General features: G+C 57.5%; 25 protein-coding genes. 2 read left to right on the top strand and 23 right to left on the bottom strand.

Annotation, left to right across the window (positions count from 1 at the left end; translation table 11 throughout):
- Positions 1 to 54 precede the first annotated feature (54 nt).
- From AABO57_10945 to dusB, 20 genes are all read right to left on the bottom strand, one after another.
- Positions 55 to 621: a DUF1990 domain-containing protein gene (locus tag AABO57_10945; GenBank protein ID MEK6286248.1), complete on the bottom strand. Its 567-nt coding sequence runs from the start codon at positions 619 to 621 to the stop codon at positions 55 to 57.
- Positions 622 to 1656, bottom strand: coding sequence for an NAD-dependent epimerase/dehydratase family protein (locus AABO57_10940; protein MEK6286247.1), 1035 nt, complete (start codon positions 1654 to 1656; stop codon positions 622 to 624).
- Positions 1657 to 1689: 33 nt separating this feature from the next.
- Positions 1690 to 2688 (bottom strand): 2Fe-2S iron-sulfur cluster-binding protein, encoded by a 999-nt coding sequence (locus tag AABO57_10935; protein MEK6286246.1) that lies wholly within the window; start codon positions 2686 to 2688, stop codon positions 1690 to 1692.
- A gap of 348 nt (positions 2689 to 3036) precedes the next feature.
- The gene (locus AABO57_10930) at positions 3037 to 5748 is read right to left on the bottom strand and encodes a SpoIID/LytB domain-containing protein (GenBank protein ID MEK6286245.1); all 2712 of its coding nucleotides are present in this window, start codon (positions 5746 to 5748) and stop codon (positions 3037 to 3039) included.
- Positions 5699 to 6547: a hypothetical protein gene (locus AABO57_10925; protein ID MEK6286244.1), complete on the bottom strand. Its 849-nt coding sequence runs from the start codon at positions 6545 to 6547 to the stop codon at positions 5699 to 5701. Before AABO57_10925 ends, AABO57_10930 begins: the two co-directional genes overlap by 50 nt.
- A gap of 29 nt (positions 6548 to 6576) precedes the next feature.
- Complete coding sequence (locus tag AABO57_10920) at positions 6577 to 6918, bottom strand: XisI protein (GenBank protein ID MEK6286243.1); 342 nt, start codon at positions 6916 to 6918, stop codon at positions 6577 to 6579.
- A complete protein-coding gene (locus AABO57_10915) occupies positions 6906 to 7322 on the bottom strand; it encodes an element excision factor XisH family protein (protein ID MEK6286242.1) in 417 nt (138 codons plus the stop codon). Before AABO57_10915 ends, AABO57_10920 begins: the two co-directional genes overlap by 13 nt.
- 27 nt (positions 7323 to 7349) lie before the next feature.
- Entirely contained in the window at positions 7350 to 8036 is a 687-nt protein-coding gene (locus AABO57_10910; GenBank protein MEK6286241.1) for a hypothetical protein, read from the bottom strand.
- Positions 8037 to 8212: 176 nt separating this feature from the next.
- Complete coding sequence (locus AABO57_10905; GenBank protein MEK6286240.1) at positions 8213 to 8620, bottom strand: hypothetical protein; 408 nt, start codon at positions 8618 to 8620, stop codon at positions 8213 to 8215.
- A 57-nt stretch (positions 8621 to 8677) separates the two neighbouring features.
- A complete protein-coding gene (locus AABO57_10900; protein ID MEK6286239.1) occupies positions 8678 to 8974 on the bottom strand; it encodes a hypothetical protein in 297 nt (98 codons plus the stop codon).
- A 43-nt stretch (positions 8975 to 9017) separates the two neighbouring features.
- Positions 9018 to 9167 carry a hypothetical protein gene (locus tag AABO57_10895; protein ID MEK6286238.1) on the bottom strand — a complete coding sequence of 50 codons (150 nt, stop codon included), beginning with the start codon at positions 9165 to 9167 and terminating at the stop codon, positions 9018 to 9020.
- A 168-nt stretch (positions 9168 to 9335) separates the two neighbouring features.
- Positions 9336 to 14252 carry an MG2 domain-containing protein gene (locus AABO57_10890; GenBank protein ID MEK6286237.1) on the bottom strand — a complete coding sequence of 1639 codons (4917 nt, stop codon included), beginning with the start codon at positions 14250 to 14252 and terminating at the stop codon, positions 9336 to 9338.
- A gap of 14 nt (positions 14253 to 14266) precedes the next feature.
- Positions 14267 to 15067: a DUF1175 family protein gene (locus AABO57_10885; protein MEK6286236.1), complete on the bottom strand. Its 801-nt coding sequence runs from the start codon at positions 15065 to 15067 to the stop codon at positions 14267 to 14269.
- A gap of 535 nt (positions 15068 to 15602) precedes the next feature.
- Entirely contained in the window at positions 15603 to 16190 is a 588-nt protein-coding gene (locus tag AABO57_10880) for a hypothetical protein (protein MEK6286235.1), read from the bottom strand.
- A 119-nt stretch (positions 16191 to 16309) separates the two neighbouring features.
- Complete coding sequence (locus AABO57_10875) at positions 16310 to 16618, bottom strand: hypothetical protein (protein ID MEK6286234.1); 309 nt, start codon at positions 16616 to 16618, stop codon at positions 16310 to 16312.
- A gap of 106 nt (positions 16619 to 16724) precedes the next feature.
- Positions 16725 to 17699 (bottom strand): FRG domain-containing protein, encoded by a 975-nt coding sequence (locus AABO57_10870; GenBank protein MEK6286233.1) that lies wholly within the window; start codon positions 17697 to 17699, stop codon positions 16725 to 16727.
- Between the two features lie 207 nt (positions 17700 to 17906).
- Positions 17907 to 18137 carry a hypothetical protein gene (locus AABO57_10865; GenBank protein MEK6286232.1) on the bottom strand — a complete coding sequence of 77 codons (231 nt, stop codon included), beginning with the start codon at positions 18135 to 18137 and terminating at the stop codon, positions 17907 to 17909.
- 2 nt (positions 18138 to 18139) lie between these two features.
- Positions 18140 to 18427, bottom strand: coding sequence for a type II toxin-antitoxin system HigB family toxin (locus AABO57_10860; GenBank protein ID MEK6286231.1), 288 nt, complete (start codon positions 18425 to 18427; stop codon positions 18140 to 18142).
- A gap of 84 nt (positions 18428 to 18511) precedes the next feature.
- Positions 18512 to 18853: a DUF2834 domain-containing protein gene (locus AABO57_10855; protein MEK6286230.1), complete on the bottom strand. Its 342-nt coding sequence runs from the start codon at positions 18851 to 18853 to the stop codon at positions 18512 to 18514.
- A gap of 16 nt (positions 18854 to 18869) precedes the next feature.
- The gene (dusB, locus tag AABO57_10850) at positions 18870 to 19961 is read right to left on the bottom strand and encodes a tRNA dihydrouridine synthase DusB (protein ID MEK6286229.1); all 1092 of its coding nucleotides are present in this window, start codon (positions 19959 to 19961) and stop codon (positions 18870 to 18872) included.
- Positions 19962 to 20274: 313 nt separating this feature from the next.
- On the opposite strand from dusB, the gene AABO57_10845 reads away from it, so the two are divergent.
- Positions 20275 to 21417 (top strand): hypothetical protein, encoded by a 1143-nt coding sequence (locus AABO57_10845; protein MEK6286228.1) that lies wholly within the window; start codon positions 20275 to 20277, stop codon positions 21415 to 21417.
- 33 nt (positions 21418 to 21450) lie between these two features.
- On the opposite strand, the gene AABO57_10840 is transcribed toward AABO57_10845, so the two are convergent.
- The 3 genes from AABO57_10840 to AABO57_10830 form a co-directional block, all read right to left on the bottom strand.
- Positions 21451 to 23796, bottom strand: coding sequence for a caspase family protein (locus AABO57_10840; GenBank protein ID MEK6286227.1), 2346 nt, complete (start codon positions 23794 to 23796; stop codon positions 21451 to 21453).
- Positions 23797 to 23895: 99 nt separating this feature from the next.
- Positions 23896 to 24243: an STAS domain-containing protein gene (locus tag AABO57_10835; GenBank protein MEK6286226.1), complete on the bottom strand. Its 348-nt coding sequence runs from the start codon at positions 24241 to 24243 to the stop codon at positions 23896 to 23898.
- A gap of 40 nt (positions 24244 to 24283) precedes the next feature.
- The gene (locus AABO57_10830; protein MEK6286225.1) at positions 24284 to 24703 is read right to left on the bottom strand and encodes an ATP-binding protein; all 420 of its coding nucleotides are present in this window, start codon (positions 24701 to 24703) and stop codon (positions 24284 to 24286) included.
- A 109-nt stretch (positions 24704 to 24812) separates the two neighbouring features.
- Between AABO57_10830 and aroA the strand changes: the two genes are divergently transcribed.
- Positions 24813 to 26153, top strand: coding sequence for a 3-phosphoshikimate 1-carboxyvinyltransferase (gene aroA, locus AABO57_10825; protein ID MEK6286224.1), 1341 nt, complete (start codon positions 24813 to 24815; stop codon positions 26151 to 26153).
- Position 26154 lies beyond the last annotated feature (1 nt).

Raw genomic sequence — 26154 nt, 5'->3', positions numbered from 1 at the left:
AAGAGAATGGTCGGTAGAGGAAAGAGGCAGGCAGGGATGCCTGCGCTCCCAGGGTCATACAGCTCGCCGCATCGCTTTCATCGAGTCGCGCACGAATCGTTTCTGCAACGCGCGAGTGATCGGATATCCAAGCTTCGCAAGTAAGTGGTTCGGCGTTGAATAAGCCAGGATGTCGTACCAAACCGAATCGTCTTTGGCTTGCAGCTCGATCGTGAACGACTCCTGGCCGCGTTCTACATGCTCGGGCAGAGTGCCGTATGCGAAGCCGCTCCTGCGTACCTCTCCGTCTTCCTCGATCACGTTTGCTATTCGACATGCGTTCAGGGACCAGAAGCCGAACTGGTGAGCAAGCACCCCAACTGTGGCGCCCGTCTGAATCGGCGTGTCCGGCCAGCACAGTTGCACCCAACCGATGTTGAACATCTCCCATCGCTTGAGCGCTTCAATCGCGCGCTGGAAGACCTCCTCCCCGTTGCCGAGCCTGATGCGGCTGTGATCCATCGTGTAGCCGTGAGGCGTTAGCCCTGTGATGCCGGGGTCCGGATAGGAGAATGGGTGATGCTGTTGCGAGGCAAGAAACCGGCGGATCTCCTCTTCGGTGGGCCGATGTACGAGAAACATTCAGCGTCTCGCTTCAGCAATCTTCTCTAATGCCGCATCCTCTGCTGCGTAGTCGAAGCGGCTTGGGTCCACTTGATCCGGAGGGTGTGTGCGTTCCCACTCGACGGTTTCTTTCATAGCTTCATCGCGCGCGATGTGCTCAGCGTACCCGAGTTCTTTTCTGATCCTGCTCGAGGCGCCGTAAAGGTGATAATCGAAGTTGTAATGAACAGCGAGATGTTCAGGCATCGACGCTTTCGGCAGGGCAACGACATCGCCTTGCCACCCAGCCGCGCGGCCAATGCTGCGAACCCATTCTGATTCCGTCAGCGCATCCGGTTCCCCGGCGTTGTAGATGCGGCCGGCGGCCCGATCATCGGCGACGGCAACCGCTATAGCAGCGGCGACGTTGTCAACGTAGCCTCGAGCCCAACGCCATCGCGCGTGATTCTCTTCAAGGAGAATAACTCGACGGCCATCCGCCATTCGCTTCACATGCTCGAACGCGCGATGGTCGCCGGGACCGTACACCGCTGGTAAGCGCAACACCGTGCCCGGCAAATCGGGGTCACCCATCACGACTTGTTCCACAGGAATCTTGTCGTAGTCGAAAGCCATATCGCCGGGACCCTTCGCCTGCCCCCGGTAAGGAAAGCGGCTTTCGCGAAGCGGCGAATCTTCGTTCAAAGGAAGCGGATCAGGCGGAGCAGATTCAAGACCCAGCAAGCACCCATAAGCTCGATAGACATCCATGCTGCTGACCACAATCAACCGCCGCGCAAGGCCTTTGAACGTGTGCATCAAAGTCTCGGCCTCTCGCTCGTTGTAGCAGATCATGTCCAGCACCACGTCGGGCGCGATTCGCGCGAACTCAGAAGCAAAGCTTGATAGAGCGGCGCGGTCGCCCAGAATCTGCTTCACCGAAACAGGTATTTCGGATTTGTCCTGACTTGGATGACCCCGATGAAAGACGGCAACATCAGTGCCCTCTTCAATCAGGCGCCGCACGACCCGGACGCCTATGAAGCGGGTTCCGCCGATGACGAGCACTTTCATGGTTTTTCAGATGATCGAGCCCCGTTGATCTTCTTAGCTCTCGGTCTTTTGCTCGCCAATGAACTTGCCGAAGACTCCGTTCCAGGGTGGAATCACGATCGAGACATTGCCATAGGCTTGCGCCTGGCACGCGAGCCTGATCAGCGGCCTGGGCTCTTCCGTGTCGATGTAGCCAAATTCTTTGATTCTTCGGCGCTCGAGCTCGGCGACTTCTGAGAGCTTCTCCACCCCGCCAAGCACGCCAACCCAACAGGTGCCGCACGCCGCGGTGCGACACTGAACAGGAATAGGTCCTTCTAGGACTATGCAGCGCGGCTCGCGCGAATTGTAGTCGCGTTTGTCGTTGGCGGCGGCAGTCGTCACGTGCTGCGTGTTGATGAGTTTGAAGTTCGCGCTCGGGTCGGTTTCGTTGAAAGACACGGTGAATATCTTATCGGGGCGCAAAAACCCGAGCAGACCCTGCTTATCATCGCGCGCCCGCTCTCTCAGGATCTCTTCCGGCGATTTGGCTGAGTATGCGCCGGTCGCGCCTGGTGAAGACTTGAAGGCGGAAGCGCCGGTCTGTTGCAAGGTCATGAATGCAACGGCTGTGATTCCCGTAAGGAGCGGCGCGTCCACCTTCAGGAGGCTCGCGACGCCGGCAGCAACATTACGTATCTGAGTCGCGAGATCGAGGCTTGCCGGAGCGTTGGTTGAAGCTGCCAATGTGCTCACCGCCGCTTTGACCTGCGGCCAGTAGCGATGGCCGTAAAGAAATTCGTGCGACGAGTCGATTTGCTCTTGCAGAAGGTACTTGCCATAAAGCGAAAGCTTCTTTGCCAGTTGCCCGGGATCTTCTGCTTGATGCAAGGCTCTCAGAAGCGCGAGCGGGAAGAAGTGAAACCAAATCTCGGTCGCCTTCCGGTCGACTTCGTGGATCGACGGCAAAAGCCTTTGGATAACTTCGCGCCAGGCTCTGTCCTCGTGGCGGTTTAAGAAAGCCTCGAATAGCGGTTCGCCGTTGCCGCCTGTTGCTGTCGCGGATTCACTCATTTTCTCTCCTGATGCGAAACGGTGATTCTAGCAGCAACAAACGCGCGAGCGCACGTGCCGGTGAGGTGCACGTCAGATTTTCGCGCATACTCACCTCGAGATCGAGATTGTATGAAATCCCCCCAACTTCAGTTGGGGGATTGTTAGGTTCAACCTAACGTCGAAACTCCAGCTTATCTCTGGTCTTTCATCCGTCTCGCGCGCGAGATGGATGAAAGATAAACGAAAGCCGAGGACGAGCCATTGCCCCTTTCTCGTAGGCGGAGCTGAAACATCCCCCAACTGAAGAGATTGTGTGAAAACTCCGGCCCACAGAGTTCCGCCGTGTTGTCTAGCCGCAGGCAGCAGCTACGCGGCCGGCGCGTTGGAAGCGCGCGCTCCAAGGCGACGCCACACGCTAGACTCGCCTTCTTTCTGAATCAGTGCTTGGACCTCGCGATAAGCGGCGGCGTACAGCGAACGCATCTCGGAGGCCGACGCCGGGCGCGCAAGCTTTCGTTCCAACTCGTCGAGCGGCAGTCGCGTCTTGCTCCTGAATCGTAGGAGCATTGCGCCTTCGCCTGCGAAGCTGATAGCCAGCCCTTCGGCCAGCCAACGAGGAACGCCGCTTCCACCGTTTGCTTCCATTACCGAGTGAGCGTACTCGTGCCGAAGTGTCGACGTAAGAATCCGGCGCCGCCTGAGTACGTTGAGCGGCTGCAGCTCAATTCGCCGGCCGTGCGTAACACCTGCTGCCCACCACGATTGCCCGGTCGCCGCGGTGAAGGCTTGCGTGGTTTCGTGGACGACCACCTCGACTGCGGCAGCCGGCAAAGAAAGCGACGCCGGGCCTGCGCGAGCGAACATATCCAAACGCGCCGCCTCGAGCGTTCGAAGCGCGGCCTCAATCTCGGAGCGTGGGATTCTTGCGGGATAGCTGACGTGGAAGTGTTCGCTGGAGAGAGTCTGGCGCGGAATCAACGCAAAGGCGCAGAGACGCAATGACGCGGAAGGCAACGAGTTGGTTCCGGTCTCAAAAACCGCGGCTTTGCGGTTTTGCGCCTTTGCGTGAGATTGCTCTCCAGAGATGCGAGCCCCGGGGAAATACTTATCCAGTATCTGCTCAAACGTCCCTCCCCGCCGCGCCATCACGTGAGCTCCGTTCTGACACAAGCCGAGCCCGTGGCCGAACCCGCTTCCGCGAAAGATGAACATCGAGCCGCTTCGGGTCACGCTGAAGCGCGAGCTCTTCAGCTTGTTCCATCCAAGCGCGCGGCCCACGATCATCTTGAAGCTCCAGCCCGACACCTGTCGCCGGCGCGCGCCTTCGATCAAGATGTTCTCTGCACGGCCAGTCGCGTCTCTCTTTGTCACCACGATATCGTCGATCTTTCTTCCCGCGTCGGTGAGCGGGTCGCTCGCGAGCGCCTTTGCAATCTGCGCGGCAGGAATTTCATCGGTCCATTCATAATTCGGCATCGTCGCGCAGGAGTCGTCGCGGACGCCGCGCAGATAGCTCGGGCCGGGTGCGCCCCAAAGCGATGCGAAGTTCGCGGTGAATCCGCCGCAAGCGGCATGAAAATAAGCATCGGCCGGTTGCCCGCTCGCGTCGCGCAACACTTCTCTCTCGGTTCCGGCAACCGCGCGGCGCATCTTCTCCGAAACGCGCGAATCATCGCTCACATATTGCTGGCAATGAGTGTTCGAGCATAGATCGAAGCCTTCGCTCGCGTGACGCCCGAGGTTCTTGAGCGCGAATGTGCGGCTGACGATTGCCTGTGCTTTGAGCGCTTCGACTTCGTCTTCAACAGACGCTTCAACGGAAAGAACGCCGAGCACGTAGTCTTCAAGCGAAAGCGTCGCCACGCGGTTCTCGCTCAGCATTTTGACGCGCACACTCGGGGACTTGGCGTCTTGCTGGCCGCGCCGCCCAGGTTCTCCGTCGCTACCTTGCGCGCGCTCCTCGCCTCCTCGACGCTTCACGTACTCTTCGAAAACACGACGGGAAACGACGGCGCCCTCAGAGCCATGCGAGCGCTTGATGAATACCAGCACAGCCAGCTCGAGCGATTCAGGCGTGGCTTCGGCTGCCGAGGTTGCATCAGCGGCGAAGCTGACGAACCAGCCTTGACGCCGGAATCCGTTGCTCGCGGTCGACGTGCCGGTCTTGCCGAAGATGAAAAGCGGCAGCGAGTTGAGCGCTGCCTTCTCCGCCGTTCCATACACGACCGCCCCGCGCATGCCCTCTATCAAAGCTGCCCTTTGGGAAGCCTCGAGGTAAAGACTTCCGCGTTCATCGGTAACGAACGTTTCCGCCGCGTCGATCCGCGGTCGATAAATGTGGCCGCCGTTCATCAACCCGCAGTACGCGGCCAGCAACTGAATCGGCGTAACCAGCAAGTTGTCGCCTTCACCGAGCAGGTCGCGCACCCGCCACTCACCGCCGCGAAGCACTCCCGCCGACTCGCCGCCTGCGTTTACCCCGGTCTTGGCGCCCAATCCCGCCGAAGCGAGAGTCGCTTTGAACGCCTCGAAGCTCAGCCTCCCGCTGAGCGTCGCGAAGAAGTGATTGCACGAATAGCCAAGCGCCTGCGGAAGATTGAAGGGCGATTTGCTTTTAGGATGTGAGCAGACGATGTCGAAGCCGTCCCCGCTGAATTTCCCACGACACGGGATCCGCGTTTCGTTGTCTATCAAGCCGGCCCTCATCGCGGTTAGCGCGGTGAAAGACTTTATCGTCGAACCTGGCGGGAAGGCTTGTTCGAAAGCGAGCCGCGGGTTAACTACCGCGCGCAGGCGGCCGGTGTGAGGGTCCATCACGAGCACCGCGCCTTCGCGATCGCCCAGCGCTTCGGTCGCGGCTTCGGTCAATGCGCGGTCCAGATCAGCGGCGTTTGCTGCGGGCTTCTCTTTTTTCTTCCCCGCGTCCTCTGCGCCCTCTGCGGTTGGTTCCGGTTCCGGTCGCGCGCAAGAACAGAAGAGCGCCGCGATCAGCAACAGCGCGACAACCACAACAACCGGCTTCAGGTAGTTATGCTTCGGCAGGAACATGACCGGCGCTTTCACCCGCTTGAGCGACATTCTCGCTACCGCCTTCCAGTCTCCCAAGCGCGCCGACAGTTACGACCCAACCAATGAGTGAGAACACAACTGCCAGCACCAGCCGCGAGCCTAACAACGCGACGTCAAGCCAGGCACTGGCGGCCGATGTCTTGGTCACAATCAGGAAGTATGGGATCACGGCGAAGAAGACGAAGCCGATCGCGTAGGTGATCACTGCTTGCGGCGCGAACGCTCGGCCGAGAATGCGCGCGGATCGTTTCACAGTCGCTTTGAGTCCATCGCGCGCAGTGCCGATCCACAGATGAATTGCGGCTAGCGGCAGCACCAAACAGAACATCAGGTACTGGAGGGTTGTTATGGCGACGGATTGCCAATTAACCGGCTGCGGCTTTGGAGCGGCAGGCCTAGAAGGAGCAGGTATCGAGCGCACTGCTTCGCGAACAGCCGCCGCCGGAGCGGTCGTTTCGATCTTGCCGAACAGATAAACTGCAAGCACGGCAATTAGAATAAGGGGCGCGACTATCACCAGCAGCTTCCAGAAGTCGCGCAGTGAGCCTCCAAGCAACGCCCATGCGCGCGTACTTCCTTGATTGTATCTCGCAGCCATCGTCTGAATGACCAGGAACAACACGGGAGCTGCGAGCGCCAACAGCAATGACAACAGCAACTGCCCTACGGTCGCCTCGCGCGTGACGAAGAACAGATAGATCGCGCCGAGCATCGCGAGGTAGAGCGCCAACAAAATGAGTAGCGCACCCCAGCGGCGAAACAACTCGCGCAAGGCTGAGGTGATTGCGTGAAAGATTCTTTTGATCATAGCAGTGAACTGGGCTGACGCTTTTCGGCTCAAGCCGCGGCGAAGTCGGTATGCTTGCGCGTCTCGGGGTCGTGGAAAGCAAGCACTATGTCTTCTTTGGGAACGCCTTCACGCACCAGGTCAGTAGCAATTCCGTCTTCCGTCCAGTCTTCTTCTATCCAGAATTTGCCATCGCAGATGCGAACGTAAACTGTCATCCCGCACACCCGCTCTCCGTTTTGCCAGCCAACATTCATCCAAATGTAGTTCCTGTGTTCTTCATCAATCACAAGAAAGGTCTCGACATCGGGCACCGGTTGGCGGCGACATAGTTCGACCTGCTCGGTCAAGATGCGCTTTAGCAGTTCGTGATACTCTTTCAGTTTATCCATTGCACTATCTCCTCAGTTTCCAAGTTAACTACGATCAACGGAAGTGGATGAGTATTGACTATCAACTGTATAGCCTCTTTGCCAAAGAACCCCTTGTACGCTGCGTGGCTGATGGCTACGTAGAGTTTGCGCTCAGGCGCGATTACTTTCAAAAAACTATGATAGATGTCGTATTGTCCGAGGGCCAATTTCAAGTCTTGAAGTTTGGATGTGCCGACGAAACTTTTGACTTCAACGACGATTCTCACGCCACCGCGCTCAGCCGCAAAAGGTCTTTCCGCAGCCAGATCCGCATACAACTTCAGTTCTTTGTATTGAATGGTGAAAGGGTCGTGAGTAATCGTCCAGCCATCTTTTATTAGAGCATTCTTCACGGCGTTGTGAATGATGTCCAGCTTGGGCATGGCAAGAGTATAAACGATGGATAAACTTTAACGATTGATTCCCGGAGTAGGCTTGGCAAAGTACCCGTAGATGGTATATTCCGCCTGTGGACCGGAGACTCGCAGGTTCCAACGATAGAAGTCCTCCGCATTCAAACACCTATTTCCGCTCCCTTGCAGCACAAGCCGGTATTTGGTTTTCGGCACAACCCCCTTTGCGAAAATCCCAGTGCCACGAACTTTTCCTTCCAACCGAATTTCCTTGTAAAGCCCCGCTGTTGTCTTTCGTTCTGGCCGTGGGCCTTGCGCAATGTCCGCCTCGAAGAATGTGGCCATTCCAGGTATCGTCAGAATCAACGCGCCCTTTTCACTTTTCAATGTTTTGAAAAAGAGTTTCCAGTCCGGCTCTTCGCGCACTATTGAAATAACAAAATAACCGTCTTGATAGCCGTCAGGTGCAGCGACACCAGAAACGCCATCAGGCCACGCATCAGTTGTATAGAAATTTGCCACTCCGTCGAGCGTAAGCCTGTTGAGTTCTTTCATCTGATAATCGTCAATCTTGTCAGTTCCTAAACTCCATTCTCCTGGGTCAGCACAGCACGCACAAAAAGGAGTTACTGTGGGCGGTATTGCGGATGAGAAGGTGATCGGCGCCGAAAGCGCAGTCAGTGCAAGCAAAACAGCGCCGCGACTCCGCATCATGTTTTGCAACAAAGAAGGCTTCCAGTTCATTGGTTTTTATTCCTCCTCCTTACTTTCTAATCCACAATGCTCACTCGCGCGCCTGCGGTGTTAGACCGCACCGGCGGCTGATACATCAACTCCGCGCGTGCCGGAGCCACTCGAAACTCGCCGGCACTTGCACTCGCAACGTCGCGGCACCGTCGAACCAGTCCGTAACTCTTGACTTACCGCCCACGGAGAACCTGTTTGATGCTTGCGTCGGTAGCGTCCACTTCAATGACTAGGTCGCCACCACGCCGCCCAACATAATCCTTAGGGCCGTAGTCAATGCGCCAGGACGGGCCATTGTCGATTAGCTGCGTGATGGTAATGAGACTCCGCGGAACACTTTTGTTCAATTCGCGGGCACGCTTATTCGCAGACGCGAGCACACGTGCCAAAGATACCGCGATATCGTCTTCCAGAACATCTGCGCTTAGAGTAGCTCCCATTTGTAACCTTCTATCGTTTAGCAAACAGGTTTCCGCGACTTCGCGTTCGCGCGGAGCGGAGTTAATCAAGAGGATGATTTCATAGCAGATGACATTGTGAAACGACTCGATGATCAGGTCATCACCGCGCGGACCGACCACTGCCCGCCATTCTCGTTATTGGCAGCCGCGCTCATCGCGGATCCCTTAACGCGCTGCTTAGCCGGTACGAGGAACGGGTTCTGTAGCCGGTTCTTCTCCAAGTCGCTCCGCGATCCAGATCGCCGCGAGTTGCCTCGGACGCACTTGCTTCCGTCGGGCAATGCGCCGAAGCCGGTTCAGCGTCTTCTCATCAAGTGCGACCGTCAGGGTCTTAGGCGCCGGTCGTCGGATATGGACCTTAACGGGCGTGCCTTCGTCGAAAAGTCGCGCCCAATCCTCATCGCTGAGGCGGTCCCATTCTTCGGCCTCCTTACGAAGAGCCCGGCGCTGTGCTGCTGTCAGTTTCCTCGCCACTGTTTATACCTCCGTCGAGTTCGGCAATCCATTTCCATCGCGGTCACCGCACGCCATACTCCACTTTGCGGGTACGGTGCCGCCACCACGATGAGATAACGACCGGCGCACGTTTGTCCGTAAAGCCTCCATCGCGCTTCATGGACAACGCGCCGCCGCCCGCGCACAATCCACGAGGGATAGCAATCCTCATAGATGATCTCTTCCACTTCCTCGGGTTCCACGCGGTGCCTTGCGATGTGCTCCACATTATCGTCGTCCCACTCGGCCTCCAATTCTTGGAACCGCATGCTCGGAGAATATCACGCCAAACAGCCGTCTTGCTAACTATGCCTAATCTATTTCTATAACTTCGACACCCTCACTTCTTATCAAGAAACCTCATCTTCCCACTGGCTGTGTTCGACTGCACCGTCGGCTGATACATCAACTCCGCGCGAGCCGGCCCTACGCGAAAGTCGCCGGGCACTTCGACTCGCAACGCGACTTGAAACATCGCGTCGCCGTCGAAGTAGTCCACGAACAACGCCGTCTTCTGATCCCGGAACTCGCGCGCGCTGTACCAATCCGTCCATCGCCTCGAGCCTGCATCGGCGACGTAAGCCAGGTCGAGTCCGCTGATTCGGTCGATCTGTTCGCAGCCGGCGGGAATCGGATCTTCGATCATCATGTACTGCGCTCTCGAACCCTGAACGCGAAGGCGCGATACGATCAAATCACCCGAGCGCAGCTCGCCCTTTAGCGGCTCGATCTCCCATCTCGCCTTTTCGCCGCTTTCCACCACGCGAAGCCGCAGGTACTCGCGAGTCAGCGTCAGATTCGGTGATGCCTGGGCCTGAATTTCTTCATCGCGAGTGAAGTAGTTGAGCGAAGTCGAGAGATACAACGCGCCTTTGCCGGTCTTGACCACTCGCACTTGATTTGAGCCGCCGAGCTGCGAGCCTTTGCGCTCGATGAGGAACGCTTGCGCCGAAGCGACGTCTGCAGCCGTCACCTGCTTCGAGATTATCTGCTCGCCGTTCAGGTACACCTGAACCGAGTAGTCCGGAGAGAGCTCCTTGCTGACCTTAACGTAATCAATCAGCCCGAAGATCGCGAACGCCGTCTGCCTTGTCGACTCCCAGTAGTAGCCGTTGCGGCGAGTCCCTACCAGCCATCTCGCCGCCTTTGCCAGCAGCGCGCTCTGCGGGTTTATTCGGGCCAGCGCCTTGAGCGAGAGCGCCGTCGCTTCGGTGTCGTTTTCGACTGTGTAGCCGTGCGACGTGTGTTTCGATTCCCAGTGCGTGTCGTACTCGTTGGAGCGAGCGGCTTGCTCGATCTCACCCGCGACTTGCTTCGCCCGAGCGTCATCGCGGTGCTGCTTGAGCGCTAATGCAAGCAGCGCGCGGCCGTAGGCTTGCAGCTCGCCTCGCTTGGAGAACAGCTCGTTGATCAATGCCGCGTCTACGGTTCCGCTCTCGCCGAGCGCGTAAATCATATAGGCGCGTGTGTCGGGATCAATCGACTGTCCGTCATCGCCCTTGCCGGCGGCGATCATTCGCATAAGCTTGTCCCGGCCGTTGGTTATGCGAGACTTATCCGTCGCGTAGCCGCCGCGAGACGCCAGCGTCAACCCGTCGATCACGTAGGCGGTCATGAACGGATCGGTCTTGTCATCCTTCCACCAACCCCAGCCCCCGTCGTCGTGCTGGAAGCCGTAGAGTCGATCCATCCCGCGCTGCACCTTCGTGCCAAGATCATTCGTTGCTCGAATCGAGGCGGTTTTTACTTCCTTCAGCGCCGCGGCAACGATCACATTTGGCAAGAAGCTCGACATCGTCTGTTCGGTGCACCCGTAAGGATACGCGGTCAGATAGTCAAGCGCGCCGAACAGCGTTCCGGCTATTGAAGGCGCCGCCTCGATGCGAAGCGAGCGCGCTTGCGCGTGAGCATCGGCCGGCAGGTTGAGCGCGATTGTCTTCTCGTCGTTGTCTCCCGAAAGCGTTATCGCGCCGCCGGTGCTTTGCTTCAATCCGTGCGGCACAACCTCGAGAGGAATTTCTACCGCGTCCGATTCTTGATCGGTCAGCGCTTTTGCCAGCAGCTTTACCTCTCCCACTTGATTCGCCGCAACACGCCAATCGATCCGATGCTCGCCTTGTTTCGGGATGGTCACCGTCTGCGACGCCGAGTCCAGCAGGCGCGCGCCGGTGACATCGATTGAGATTTGCACGGCCTTGGCCGCGTCGAGATAGTTGTGAACGATCGCCGACAACGTGACCGTGTCGCCTTCGGTCAGGAAGCGCGGCGTCGCGAGCCTGAGGATCAGGTTCTTGCGCGCGACGAATTTCAGAATCGCCGAGCCGACTCGAGTGTCCGCGGTGACGCCGCGAACCGTAGCCCGCCACGTAGTCAGGTTGTCGGGCAGCTTGACCTCAACCGTAGCCTTGCCGTCTGATCCGGTCACGATGTCAGGCTGCCAGAAGGTTGTGTCCTTGAAATCTTTTCGAATGGTCGGCTCGGCGTACTGGCCTTCATTCTTGAAATCGGCCAATTGATAAGCCGGTTTGTTGGCGGCGATGTTTAGCGGCTTTTCGCCCGAGTGACCTTTGAAGTAGTAAGAGATGGTGAAGATCGTCTGCACCTGGTTGTAGCGCCGTCCATAAAACGCTTTGCGAATGTCGCGCGTTTGATCAGGCTTGACGCTGTAGATGGCTTCATCGACGACGCCCAGGCTAAGCTCCGCGCCCGGCGCCGGTGAGCCGTCCGAGTTGCGAGCGAGTATCGTGTAGCGAGCCGTCTCGCGCGGCTTGTATTCCTTCTTGTCGGCAAGGACTTCGATGTCGAGAAACTTGCTCCGCGCGGGCACGCTTAGCAACCGGTCGTGCGTGTACATCTCGCCGTCCTTCACATAAGCGACGTTCAGATACACGTTCGGCGCATATCGAGGCTCAATCGGAACGTCGATCATCACCGCGCGCGACGGAGCGTCGACTATCCGGGCGGTCATCACGCCGGTCAGCTCGGTCGTCACCAGCAAGTGAGCCTTGTCGGTTGGCAGCATTGCCAGCACGTGAGCCGTCTCGCCAGGTTGATAAGACTTCTTGTCGGCGACCAGCTTGATCGACTGGTCGTCACCGAAGGACCAGTCCGACCCCTCGCTTTTCCTGTCCGCCACCCACAGGTAATCCTCATTCGAGGGATATTGTTTCTTTCCGTCTTTGACTATCGTCTTGATGTTTATGCTGCCGGGCGCGGTCACGGCGTAGTCGTAGCTGGCCTCGCCCTGCTGATTGGTGGAAACATCGGCCGACGCCAGCTCGCGCTCACGCATGGTGTACTCATAGCGCGTCCTGCCCGACTCATCCTGCTTTTGCGTTGCGTCCCACCGGCGCTCGATGAACTTGAGCGTGACGCCGGCGGCAAGCGGGCGGCCCTCGTAGTCGCTTGTGCTGACCTTGATCTTTGCCGTGTCACCTTCATAGTAGACGTAGCGATCCGTGCGAGTGTTGGCGACGACGTTGCCGCGCGTGCCGACGAAGCTCGCGCGCGCTTCGATCGTTCGGCGTGACTGGTCGGTGACCTGCGCTTCCAGACGGTAGGTATAGTCGGAAGAATCCTTCTCGTCGGCGGCGGGAACTTCGAACTCAACTTCCATCTTTCCGTCCGCTTTCAAAACTCCCTGGCCATCTTTGACCATATCATTACCGTAGCCGTAGCCGCCTTCGTCTTGATTCTCCGATTCATCGGCTTCCGCATCATCATCTTCAGCCCACCACCACGGATAATACCGGGACCGATAGATGTAGTAAGTGACGTCAGCTTCTTTGACGGGCTCTCCAAAGAAGTAGCGCGCTTCGATTAAGAACTTGACCTTCTGGCCGACCTCGACGAATTTTCTGGGAGTCGTGACACTCACTTTGTATTCGGGCTTTTTGTACTCCTGGACTTCGAAGTATTCGCTTGCGCTGGCGGCGCCGGTCTTGGCGATGATGCGGTACTGGCCAAGCGGCGCGCCCGGCGCAATATCGACCGCCCCGCTGAAGGTCCCTCGCGCGGTCAGCTTCAAATCGGCTTCCAAAAGCTTGCCGCCGTTCGGGTCCTCGATAGTCGCATTGACAGAGCCGCTGGGCAATTCATATCCCCGCTCGCCGGCGGTCCGCAGTATTCCTCTGAAGAACACTTTCTGAGCTGGACGGTAGATGGGCCGATCGGTGTAGATGTAACCCGTGAGTCCGCCGCCGCCCTCGCTTTCACCCTCCCCCTCGTACCCTTCGCTCTGGTAGCCCCCGAAGTAATACGCCGCCAGATCCGAGAGCGCGAAATGATCGTGGTCGCGTGCGGTGACCAGATAGGAGTTGCGCTGCTCGCTTGAAGCCTCGGCTTCGGGATCGCGGTCCTCCGGCGCCTGTTCAGCCTCGCGCTTAGGCTGCTCGATGCGTGTCTTCAACATGCCGCTCTTGTCGGTCGTTCCGGTGGCGACGGACTTCTTAGCTTTGATGATTTCGACTTTTACTCCTCCCCGTGGCGCGCCGGATTTGCGATCGGCGGTATAGATGAGCATCTCGCCGGTCGGAGTCGTCTTATTGATCATCGTGAGATCGGTGACGATCGCTATGGTGTAGGCGCGGAGGTCGCCGTTGACCGCTTCGATCAGGTACACACCGGGGTCGCGCTTGCCCAGCATCACCATCCGCGTGTCGTATAGGTTATCAAGCGGGGTCAGCCTCTCGCGCCAACTGCTGACCATCTGATCGGGGTTGAGCAGCGGAACTCGCGCATAGTCGGCGACGTTGAGCGGCTGGCGATCGCCTTCGCGATTGAGCTTCTGGTTGAGCGACTCGCGCGTGCCACGGCGGAGCTGGTTGCGGAAATAATCCTTGATCGATTTGAAGATCGAGACTTTGAACGAGCGGACTTTTTCCAGAGCAGACGGTTCTTTCTTGAGAGCCGCGATGATCTGATACTTCTCACCCTCGCCCATCTGGTGGGGATCGTCGAGTTGTTTGAAAAACTTGACAGGGTCGCCGACTCGATAAACACGAAAGTCCATGTGGTCGACGCCGACGTAGTTGATCCATACGCGCGCTCGATCGGCAGTGCCATAGGTGCGATTGGTGGACAGAGAGAAGTAAGGCTTGTAATTGGCTGTGGAAGCCGCTCCCGAGGCGGCGGTCTCAACCGCTCCGCTCTGAGCGCGGAGCCGCAACGTTGATATCGAAAGCGCGCCGGCGATGACAAACAGGTAGACCGCTACGGTTATCAGGCCGCGATGACTATATGAATTATCTTTGAACACGTTCGATGCCTCCTTCAATCAAGCATCTTGAGTCGATAGTAGCCAAGGAAGTTTGGATTGATCTCAATCGGCCGCCAGCGTTTGTCCGGATGATGATCCAGCACGGCAAGGCGCACTTTCTTCAACGAGCCTTCGTCTGTCGGCGAAGACCCTGTGTGATAGACGACCCAGTCCGCTGCGCCTTCGCCGTCACGCACTGGCTCACCAATAAAGATCATCAGGTGGTAAGGGAATTTCTGAACCCAGGGTTGATGAAAGAACAGCAGATCGCCTCGCTGGGCGCGGCGGCGGACACGGCTCACGAAGACGCAGTTGAAGTTCTTAAGCGTGCGCGCGTCCGCGAACTCTGAGAACTTGGCGCTCGCGAGATCGCCCTCTTGAAACGAACCGAAGTCCCTACGAAAGAGTTTTTCGCCGAGAGGATTCGTGTCGAGGCTGAACGCTCGCACATCGGGCGCGACGGGTTCGTATTCCGCGCCCATCTTCTGGAACCACGGCCGGTCGTGCTTGCGTAACGCTTCTCGCCACGCGAAACGAACCAGCCCGGCACAGTCGCGTTGCTCGGCGTTCCATTCATTGCTGATTTGGTAAAACTGCAATTCAGCGATTGCCGCAAACCATTGCCTGAAGTTCTGACGATCATCGAAGGGGCGCAGCTCGGCTTTATCTGGAATGCCATCGGCATCGGAATCGGCTGACGCATCGGCGACAGGTTGAACCGAACTGTTGTGCGCCTGTGACGGGCGACTGCACGCGACAGTCGAAGCAATCGCCACCAACGAGATGAGAAAGTAAATGATACGCAACTGCGCCAAGAAGCTGCCTCCCGGCCCGAGCGGAAATGGGCCGGCCGGATTATATGGCCGCGCGTCTACCAAGTCAAAAACACGGTGCGAACCCTACAGTGAAACAAGCGCGGGTTCAGCGAGTGCTTTGTATACTTTTTCTGAGTTTTGGTTGTCTTGCGCGCGAGTTCCGCTGCCACTTTAGAGGAGCGGATGAATCCCACCAACTGGAGTTGGTGGATCGTTCATACTCAGCCTACAAGAGTACCGGGCACGCCCGTCCCGAATCCCACCAACGCGGTTGATGGATCGTTCATACCCGACCTACGATGCGGCAGCCATCCCCCCAGTTTCTGTAATACCATCAACGCAGTTCGTGAATGGTTGATACCCGAGCTGCGAAGGCGACCTCACTGACCTGTAGGCTGGATATGAACGATCCACCAACTGCGTTGGTGGGATTCCGAATGGCGTGCGCCAGTACTTTTGTAGACTGAGTATGAACGATCCACCAACTGCGTTGGTGGGATTCCCGCGCCCTGATGGATGCCTGCGCTCCCAGGGATCAAGGTTGCCAGGTGAAGTAGAACTCGCACACCGCATCGTCGCGACTTCGGCAGCGGGTGTGTGTGACTCGAGCCGACCGGGCGCCGCACAACTCGACCGCATGCCGGAAGTACGCGGAGCCGCTCGCACAAAAGCTTGGGGGAGGCGCCTTGTCGTATTGGATCGTGAGCAAGCCGCTGGTCTCACTGAGCGGTGCGTAAGAGGCCGTGCCGAAATCCTGATACCCATGATGGATCAAGGCCGATTGAGTAAGGAAGCTGTGAACGTCCGGATTGATCAGACTGCTGAAAGCACCGGAGAGCGCCGACGTTGCCGAGAAGTCTCCCAGCCGATCGAACACTTCATCTTCCTTGTCCCCCTCGCCGAGTTGTTTAGCAATCGAGCGGTCGACCAGATCCAACGTTCCGAGCGGGTACCAGTTGTCTACAACGATTTCCTTCAGCGACTCGCGCTCTTCTTCAGGCAAATCGGACATAACGCGCGCCCAGGTATCGGCGCCGTGGTTTAGAAGTACAAAGAGGAACCGGGCTCGGAGCAGCCCTCCTTTGACGTGCATGCCGGAGTAGCTTGGCTGGGGCGAAGACATGACCGTGACTCCATTCGGAACTTATCACACGGGAAACGAGCGGCGGGATTATAGCACGAAAAGAGCGCGAGGCTCATAACCTTTACCGGACTTGAGCGGAAGCTTCTTGATCGGATCGTTCAGCTAAAGGCGGCCTCGATGGCATCACGATTCTCTTCGTAAAGCCTCCGAGCGATGGCTTTCATTTCTTCAAGCGGAGTGAAAGAGATGATCTCCTCGGACGTTTCGTTAACCAGAATCTCTCCGGTCTGACCCACGGGACCAATGATTGGATAAGCAAGCAGTATAGGTACGCGCCACACGTTGTTCGCACCATCGAGCTTCGGACTGCTGGCCAGAAAACGATCCCCCAGATTGTCAGACAAGAAGAGACTCGCCGCAGCCTGAGCTTCGAGCGCCGTGATCGTTGCGACTACATTGGTTACCATAACGGACTCATCATAGCATTGCTGATCCGCGCCTGTGAACACAGAAGTTATCGGTAGTGGGGCAATCCGTTGCGTCGTAGCTAGAACGGGCGGACGGGTTTCTCCATCAAGTTTTCGCACCGTCGCGTTCGTCCATTGCACGGTACTCGCGTAAGCTCGGAAAGAGCGCCTGCTCGTACTTGACCGCGCTCGCAGCGTGATCAAGCGTGGGCATTAGGTGCTGACGCGTGATGTCATAGTGCCACAGCTTCCGCAGAAGGTCATCGGCCTTGTCCGCCGACAGCGTGACAGCATCTAAGCATCCATTTCCCTCGACGGTCGTGTTAAGGCCGTCCTCAAGACTCGGCCACTTGCCCTTCTCCAAAAAAAACCCATTAGCCTTTGGCAAATAAACGAATATGCCGCGCTGGGCCCGCAGATTATTGTTGATGTGTCTGGGTGCGGCGACAATATCAACTTGCTGTGAGTTCCTGACCAAATATGTCTTAAGTATGAAGATCGCGATCTCGGCATCCGCGCACTGGCGGCGAGCGCCTTGCAGTCGTTGCGATACCTCTACTGCGGCAAAGTATGCCGCGACAAGTGGCGACTCGGTCCAGTCAATAAACCGCGTTGGAACACCGTGGTGCTGCGCTAAAGCAAATCCTGGTGTGATGCTGAGTCTCGGAAAGGGAGTGTTCCAATCATAAGGCTGCTGTTCATAGATCGCTGCATCAATCACTACTTGGTGCTCGTGGAACGCTGCGTAGTCGATCGCCGTCTGGATGCCGAGCTTGTCTGCTCGTTCCAAGAACAGATACACCGCACGCATTTCTTCGTGAAGGTGTTGGCCGAGATACTGGCGAGGGCTTCGGTATTCCGAGGGTTCATCGAGGGGTTGAGGAGTAAAACTCGCAAGGGGATGCGGATTTCCAAAACGATGGACTGTCGGGACGAGTCTCCACGAGAGACTGCTTTGGCCACGAAAGATCTGCCCCACCATTCCTCGCTCCGTGACGTCAACAATATGCCTAGGCTGAAATTGCGGGTCCTCCCGCAGGAATCCGATCAGTTCGTCGGCAGTTGTGCAGCGTTTAATCATAGAGACTCACGGTGTCTCACACCATCAGCCCGAAGATGGTGGTGCCAGTGCGTGTGAACTCCGCGTTCTTCGGGTCGAGAGGCTGTGCCTGCATCGCTCTTCTCGCGTGAGAGGATCGTGCGGGACTCCGCGCTCGATCATCGAAGCGAAGTATTCATTAATCTGCGATACCTTAACCCATGGGTCAAGCCCCAGGTGCACGGACGCCTACTCGCTAACCAACTCGGGCACGTGAGCGGTTTCATAATGCTCAATAAGAACGCCAAGTATCTCCATCAACGATGCAAGTGGATGACCCTCGTCTTCTCCGACCTCGTCAATTAGCTGGTCCAACAGGGCCACGAGTTGGTTGTACTCTTCCTCCGTGTGCGGAACAAAGACGGTCCCGGCCAGAGGAGGCCACGCGGTTGCTGCTTTGCTTAAGTCTATGTTCTGCATCTCTATTCCCTCCACTTACTCTCGTCGTATTCTTCGTGGGTAAGCACCCCTCTGATGTAAACCTTCTTCCGATTATAGTGAACGGCTGCTACCAAGCGTACCTTATTGCCGCCGATATTGAACACTGTCAGCTTACCAACTTGGTCTGCCGAAGAGAATATCGATCGAAGGTCGGCAAACGAATCAAAGTTGTTCTGCTTCATCGAGCGGTACCAATGTGCAAGAGCGGTTTTCGTCTCAGGGTATTTGTCCGCAAATTCATTGAGCCGCTTTCTGGTAATGATGTGCATTAGTCAGCCAGTCGCCGCCGTGGTTGAGAACTACGAACAGGGAACCTCGCTCGGAGCAGCCCTCCTTTGACGTGAGCTTCTTCATCACGTCTGCAATGATGAATCAGGCAGTTCATCGAGTCTCCGTTGGCGCATGTACAAGAACAGGGGCAAGCCAAGGGATACGCCCACCAAGAGCGTTGCGAGAACCGGCAACCATAGATGCTGTATCGCGAGCCGACGGCCTTCTGTGCCAACAAAGATGAACAGCACTACGGCCGATACCATCACATCCACGCCAAAGAATCCTCCGATACGCGTAGAAAAAAGCTCCTTGAAAACCAGAGAAAGGTTCAGGCCATGTATTGCAATCCATGGGATCAACTGGGAATACGGAAGGACAGCGCCCAACCCGCACAAGACGAGATAAGCGTGGCGTAGTTTCATCGGGCACCTACTAGAATTAGCCGATAGCTGTCGGCGCCGTGCGTGTAAACTCCGCGTTCTTCGGATCGCGAGGCTGTGGGTCGATGAATGCTCGCTCTTCTCGCGTGAGGGCGTCGGGCGGAACTCCGCGCTCGATCATCGACGCGAAGTACTCATCTATCTGACCGTATATCTCCGAAATCGTTTGCGAATGGAACACTCGTTCGCGAAGCCTGGCGCCACCCGCAAGCCCGTGCGTGAAGTAGCCGCACATCTGCTTGAGCTTCCCTGAAAGTGCGCGCTCAGGCAGCTCATCTCGAAGCAGCTCGTAATAACGATGCAGCACACGCTGCTTTTCACCGAGCGGCGGCTGATACATCGGTTCACCGCGCATCAACTCGGACGTCTGGCGGAAAACCCACGGATTGGCGATCGCACCTCGGCCGATCATCACGCCGTTGACGCCGCTCTCAGCCAATCGCGCGAGCGCCTGTTCCGGAGTCGTGACGTCTCCGCAACCGATCACTGGAATTCCAACCGCGCGCTTCACGGCGGTGATCACGTCCCAGTTCGCCTGCCCGCTGTAGCCTTGCATGCGGGTGCGCCCGTGAATCGCTACCATGTCTCCGCCGCAGTCTTCGATTAAGCGGGCCACTTCGACTGCGTTGATCGAAGAATCATCCCAGCCGGTTCGGATCTTCATCGTGAGCGGGATCGACACCGCCTTGCGCACGCGCCGCAGAATCTTTTCAAGCTGCGGCAGATCGCGAAGCAAAGACGAGCCGCCTCCGCCGTTGACGACTTTCTTCGCGGGACAGCCGCAGTTGATATCCACGATGTCGGCGCCGCTTTCTTCGATGATCTCCGCGGCCGCGACCATTCGTTCGTCATCGTAGCCGAAAATTTGAATCGACAACGGGCGCTCTTCAGGAAGGAACTTCATCATGCGATGAGTGCGCATGTTGCCGCGGGTGATTCCCTCGACGGAAATGAACTCGGTAATGATCAAGCCAACCCCGCCGAGTTCCTTGATCAATCGACGAAAAGACGAGTCGGTGACGCCGGCCATGGGCGCAAGCGCCAAATTCGGCGTGATAGTCACTTTACCTATATGGATTTCGTTCGCCATAGGCAAGAACGAAAGTGTAGCATGGCCCGCTCAGAGCCGGAACCGTCAACCAATGGGAGTTCAGGGTTCAGGGTTCAGAGTTCAGAGTTCAGAGTTCAGAGTCCAAACGTTCGGCGTTCCTGGGTCGATTTATAAAGCTAGCCAACAACTGCAAACCCTGAACTCTGAACTCCATTCGAGCTTGCCGGCGGGTTGCGCTTTTGTGGTGAAAGTAGTGCCGTGCTAGGATGCTAAGGCTTCCCTCGGTGGCCGGTGCGGTACTGTGATGAAGCGCTGCTTCAACCAACAATGGTTTACTGTGAAAGTGACTTTGATGAACGGACGTGTTTCTCTCAAGCCGACATTGCTAAGCACGACGCTCCTAGTGATGTTGCCTCTCCTTCTTACCTCAGCGCCCGGCTCGGCTCGGCAGGATTCTAAGACCAAAGACGAGAAGAAGGAAGACAAGAAGCCCGACGCATTCAAGGTCCAAAAGCTCACTCAGGGAATGGGGTTGTACTCGATTGGCCCGGTGTCGCCGGATAAGAAATCAATTTTGTTGATCGCTCACAGGCCCGACGCATCGCCCAATCTCTACGTAATGAACATCGGCGATCATTCGATCCGGCCGCCGCTGACCAACCTGAAGTGGGGAGTGGCCAGTCCGCAGTGGTCACCTGACGGTCAGTCGGTGGCGTTCGCCGGCTTCGACGAAACAGCCAGCTTTGACGAGATCTTCATCCTCGATATCAAATCGGGCAGGCTGCGCCAGCTCACAAAGAATTCCTTCAGCGACAAGGAGCCCGTGTTTACGCCCGACGGCAAGCGATTGCTATACACCTCAGACCAGAGCCCGCTGCCCGACGCGGCGTTCGGTATCTTGCACGTCGCCTCACTTCCGGTAGCCGGAGGCAAACCCGAGGTTTTCACCGAAGATGAATGTTCATCCATTCGTCCCGGCATATCGGCTGATCGCAAGAGCGTCTTGCTGTTGAAGGTGGGCGACCTCAGCGGAAGGCATTCGCTGTGGCAATATGATTTCGATGGAAAGGCTCAGCGCGACCTCACCGAAACCCGATACGCGCGCATTCGGAACTATGTCACCGGGGCCGCGCGCGGGATGATGGTGCTGTGGGCTCAGGAAGAAGCCGAGCAGCAGCAAAGCGTTTACCTGTTCGATCCTCAAGTCGGCCAGGCCCACGAGCTGCCTGAGCCCGATCTCCCCAAACACAGTCCCACGCTTTCACCCGACGGCAAGCTCATCGCGTTCGTCGCGCCCGCGCGAGTAGGCTCCCAACTTTTTCTCTATGATTCAGCGACGGAGCAGATCAAGCAGCTCACCTTCAAGCCGGCAACCACCCACTCGCCGGTGTTTGTTTCGAACACCGAGATTCTGTTTGGTTCAGACCGCGAGAAAGATAATGAGCTCTATCTGCTCGACCTCAGCCAGCCGTTCGAAGAGAAGAAAAAAAAGTAGGGTGACGCTCGATCGTGGGTGGTGAGGCGAATGCTAGGGTTGCTTGGCGCGCAGCTCGCGGGCCTTCTGATACTCGCGGTTTGCTTCCTCCTGCAGCCCCTGACTGTAAAGCGCGTGTCCCAGTTTCGTGTGCAGGTTGTCGTCGGAGGGTTTGAGCGCAATCGCTTTGCGAAATGCTTCAGCAGATTGCTTCCACTGCTGACGCGCGAAGTATTCGTCGCCAAGCGCGCTTACGAGGGTCACGTTGCCTGAGTCAAGCGAGGCGGCCGATTCAAACTCAGCAAGCGACGCCTGATTCTGTTGGCTGCTATAAAGCATCGCGAGATTGTAATGCGGAGCCGCCCATTTCGGATCAAGCTCGATCGCTCGCTTGAACGCGCGTTCGGCTCGGAACGTATCGAGCTTGCCTTGAAGCGCGAGCCCAAGCGCGTTCTCGACCGCAGCCAGCTTCGTGGACTGGAGCTGCCCCAACGCCCGTTCAGCTTCATCAAAAAACTGCAACGCTATCAGAGCCTCGGCCGCGCTGAGCTTCTCGAGCGCGCTCACGTCGCGGTTATCAGGCGCCAGCGCTCGGGCGCGAGCGAGCATCTGTCCGGCCCGCTTGAAGTCATCCACCTTGTCGGAGATGTTGTCGCCGCGCACGTCACCGCTGACAATGGCTCGCCCCTGCACCGCCAGCGCCTCTGAGAGCAGCGGTTTCAATCGAGCCACATCCGCCGCTGCGGCCGGGTCGGACGTCATCTGTTGATAGAAGTCCCAGGCGCTGGCGTTCTTTGGCTCGATCAGGTTTTTCGAGGCGATCGCGGTTTCGAGTTGCAAGACCAGAGGCGATGGCGCCGCTTCGGGCCGGATCGTCGGAACAGAACTGGAAAAAGTCTCGGGTCGATTGGCCGCCCGATCCGATGAAACAGCGCCGGTGCTTGGTGGAGTGACCGGTGGTTTTGGCGCCGCGGCTATCTCGGCAACTGCGACGTCGGACCGGGCAAGTTCGACGGGCGGCGCCGTCGCAGGTCCTGCCTGGGTTCCGCGAACGGTTTCAGTTTTGGGCGGAGTTGAATCTCGGGGTGGCGAAGGTTTGGTTGGCGCGGGCTGCGCGGGCTTTGGCGCGTCGTTGCTTGAAGCCGCTACGGGCTTTGGCGTTGCGTTGGAATTCGCGATTTCGCGGCCAACTCTGGGTGAGTTGATCTCCGACTTCTTTCCGGACTGCGTTTCACCAGAGGCAATCGGCGGTTCAGGTTTCTTCTCGTTCACAGAACGCAATGGAGGCTCCAGCTTCTTTTCGCTCACACTCTGCGCCGGCTCAGCTTTCTCATCGTTTGCCCGCGCCTTTTCAGTCCGCTTTGGTTCAACCGGCAACTCGCGCTGTAGCTTTATCTCAGCGACTTGTTTAGGGGGTTGGCTCGGAGTCGGTTTCGGTGCAGCCTGGGCTGGAGCCTCTGACACTTTCTTTTCGTCTCCCGTCTCCAGCGGCGAAGCTGGATTGAGCGGGGCCGTTCTGGCGGCGGATTCCCGGTCAGCTCTTGTCTGAACGGGTTGCTGAACAGGTTGCTGGGGGCGAGCCCCGCCAAGATGAGCAAGGCCGCTTCCGCTGCGCCACGGATGCTGCTTGCCAGAGGTATCATCTGCTACACGCGCTTTCAGAAGCTCGAAAAGCTCGCCAGTCGTAACGGCTACGTTGCCGTTCCTATCGGCCCCGTCGAACAACACATCGGCGAGGTGCTTGGTGAACACGCCGCGCCCGCCCCATCGCTGTCCTTCGCGAGAAAACTCGCCGGGCCCGCTCGCGATGATCGCCGACACTCCCGGGCGGGAAGCGGTAAGCTGATCAAAAGCCTGTCCAAACAAGGTCGCTGAACTGGCGTCGGATTCAGGATCGAAGAAGTCACGCCGCACCGCGTCGGCTATAACAAGCACGCGTCCTGAGCGAACTCTGCGACTGAGCGCCTGGCTGAGTTCGCTGACCGACAACGCGGTGCTGTAAGGTTCCTTCGGATCAGAGTCGTAAGCGAGCAAATAAGCTTCGCCGAAGTCGCGCTCGAACAGTCCGTGGCCCGAGAAGAATATTAGAACCGTGTCCGACTCAGAAACCGACCGCGCGAGCCAGTTACCGATCGCTGACTTGATGGCGGCAGCGGTCGCTTCACTGCCGGTCAACAGCTTCAGGGTTTGCGCGCTCACTCCTCTCTTCTCGAGAGCCTCGGCGAAGGATATGGCGTCACGATCGGCAAACTGAAGCTGTTGGCCGCCGGGAAGCTTCTGATACTTGGAGATGCCGATGACGACGGCCCAGGTCTTAGGGTCTTGCCTGGACTGCTGCGCGCCGGCCGGCATTGCCAGCAGCGCGCAAAGTATCGCAAGCACGTGGAGCTTGATCGGCATTGTTCGCAGATGCGAAAGGGCGCTAGCTTCTACTTAGCGTAGAGGCCTGCGCCCTTAATCAGCTTCAACATCAGTCGCCCTTCATCCGGGCCTGCTTTTCTACTTGAAAGTCGCGACCGCCTTTGCCTCATCGTCGAACGATTCAAACACGGTCAAAAGCTTGGTGATGGTCAGGAGATCGTGAATCTTCTTGGTCTGATTCAACAGCTTCAACTGGCCGCCGTTATGGTTCGTCGTCGTATAAGAACTGACCAGCTCGCCTATTCCTGAGCTATCCACGTACGACACGTCGCCGAGGTTAAGCAATATCTTCTTCTTACCTTCATCGAGCAGGCGGCGGACGGCCTCGCGTAGCTGCACGCTGCCCTCTCCGATCGTTATCTTGCCAGAAAGATCGAGTATCGTGACATCGCCCGCCTGGCGGTCTTTGATATTCAGATTAGCCATCGTCTACGTCTCCTTTTTCCGGGTTCGAGAAATTGGGTTCTTAAGATGAGCGTTTGACCTTTCTCATCCGCACGACGCTTCCGCCTTCTGGATGAATCGAATGCTCGACCTCGTCCATAAAAGTGCGCATATAAAAGATCCCGCGGCCACTCGGGTTAAGCAGATTATCGGAGTTCGTGGGATCGGGCAACAGCGCCGGGTCGAACCCTTCCCCATAATCCCTGACGAAAACCGTTAGCCCCTCCTGTTCGGTGACAAACCGAACATCCACTTGCTTTTCGGCGGCGCTTTTGTTCCCGTGCATTATAGCGTTGATGACCGCCTCATGCACCGCAAGCTCGATCCAGCTTGCGTCATCCTCGTCAAACCCCATCTTAGTCGTAACGCTCTTGGTGACCGACGCGACCAAATCAACGAACTCGAGTTTGCTGTCGATTGAAAGCTCGATGGTCTCTGTCATCGGTTCGCGGTATGCCTTTCCGTTTAACCTTCTAGACCGTAGTCGAACCGCGCGATATAACAAGGAGTGGTCACAAGGCGCGTCATTGTGTAACATGCGCGAAGTTGCGATGTCAAGATCGATGAGAATCAACGGGCCAACGCGGGTCAACGGCTCGCTGAAGATGCCCGGCGACAAGTCCATCTCACATCGAATCGTGATGCTTGCTTCAATCGCAAGCGGCCTATCCAGAATCACCGGACTGGCCTCCAGCGCCGATTGCAAGGCGACGCTTGAATGCGTTCGCAGGCTCGGAGTGCGAGTTGAAACCGCCGGCTCGGAACTCGTGGTTCATGGCGAAGGACTCTTCGGCTACCGGCCGCTTGCCGCCCGCGCCCATCTCAACGCCGCCAACTCAGGTTCAACGATACGAATGCTCACCGGGCTGCTCGCCGGACAGCGGTTCACCTCAACGATCGATGGCGACGCCAGCCTGCGCCGCCGGCCAATGGCACGGATCATCGAGCCGCTCAGCTTGATGGGCGCGCGCATCGAAGCCACAGACGGGAGCTTCGCACCGCTTGCAATACACGGCAGAAAGCTCAAAGCGATCGATTACGCCAGCCTGGTCGCAAGCGCTCAGGTAAAAACGTGCGTGCTGTTTGCAGGGCTGCTGGCCGATGGCCGGACTACTTTCTCCGAGCCGAGTCAGTCGCGCAATCACACCGAGCTCATGCTGAAAAGATTCGGCGCACACTTTGAACGCGACTCATCCAGCGGCTCGTTGAGCGTGGAAGGACTGCACGAATTGAATCCGGTCGACTATCATGTGCCCGGCGACGTGTCTTCCGCGGCTTTCATCATTGCCGCCGCAACGATATTGCCTGGCTCTGAAGCCCTGATTCCAGACGTGAACCTCAATCCTACTCGCTCGGCTTTCATCGACGTGCTGAATGAGCTCGGCGCCAACATCAAAGCGCAGAATGTTCGAGAACAAGATAACGAGGTGGTTGGCGATCTTGCTGTCACTGGCCGAGAGCTAAGAAGCGCACGGCGCGGCACACTTCTCTCGGGCGCGATCATTCCCAATATCATTGATGAGATTCCTATCCTTGCCGTCGTCGCCACTCAGGTCGAAGGGCGAGTCGAGGTCCGCGATGCCGCGGAATTGCGCATCAAGGAAAGCGACCGCATAAGAACCGTCGCCGATGGCATAAGGGCGCTTGGCGGCAAGATCGAAGAGTTCGACGACGGCTTCGCCGTAACCGGCCCACAGCGGCTGACTGGCGGTTGGGTTGAGACTTCCGGCGATCATCGAATCGCCATGGCGTTCGCGATCGCCGGCTTGGTAGCGAAAGGAACAACCGAGATCGTCGACGCCGACTGCGCCAGCGTTTCGTTCCCGAAGTTCTATGAGTCGCTCGCGATGCTGACCTCGCCAGGCACCGTCGCGCCGGCCCCGATTGAGTGAC

The organism is Acidobacteriota bacterium, from assembly GCA_038040445.1.
Classification (GTDB): Bacteria; Acidobacteriota; Blastocatellia; order UBA7656; family UBA7656; genus Onstottus_A; species Onstottus_A frigus.
Note: the sequence above shows the minus strand (reverse complement) of the source record. Positions and strands in the feature narration are given on the sequence as shown.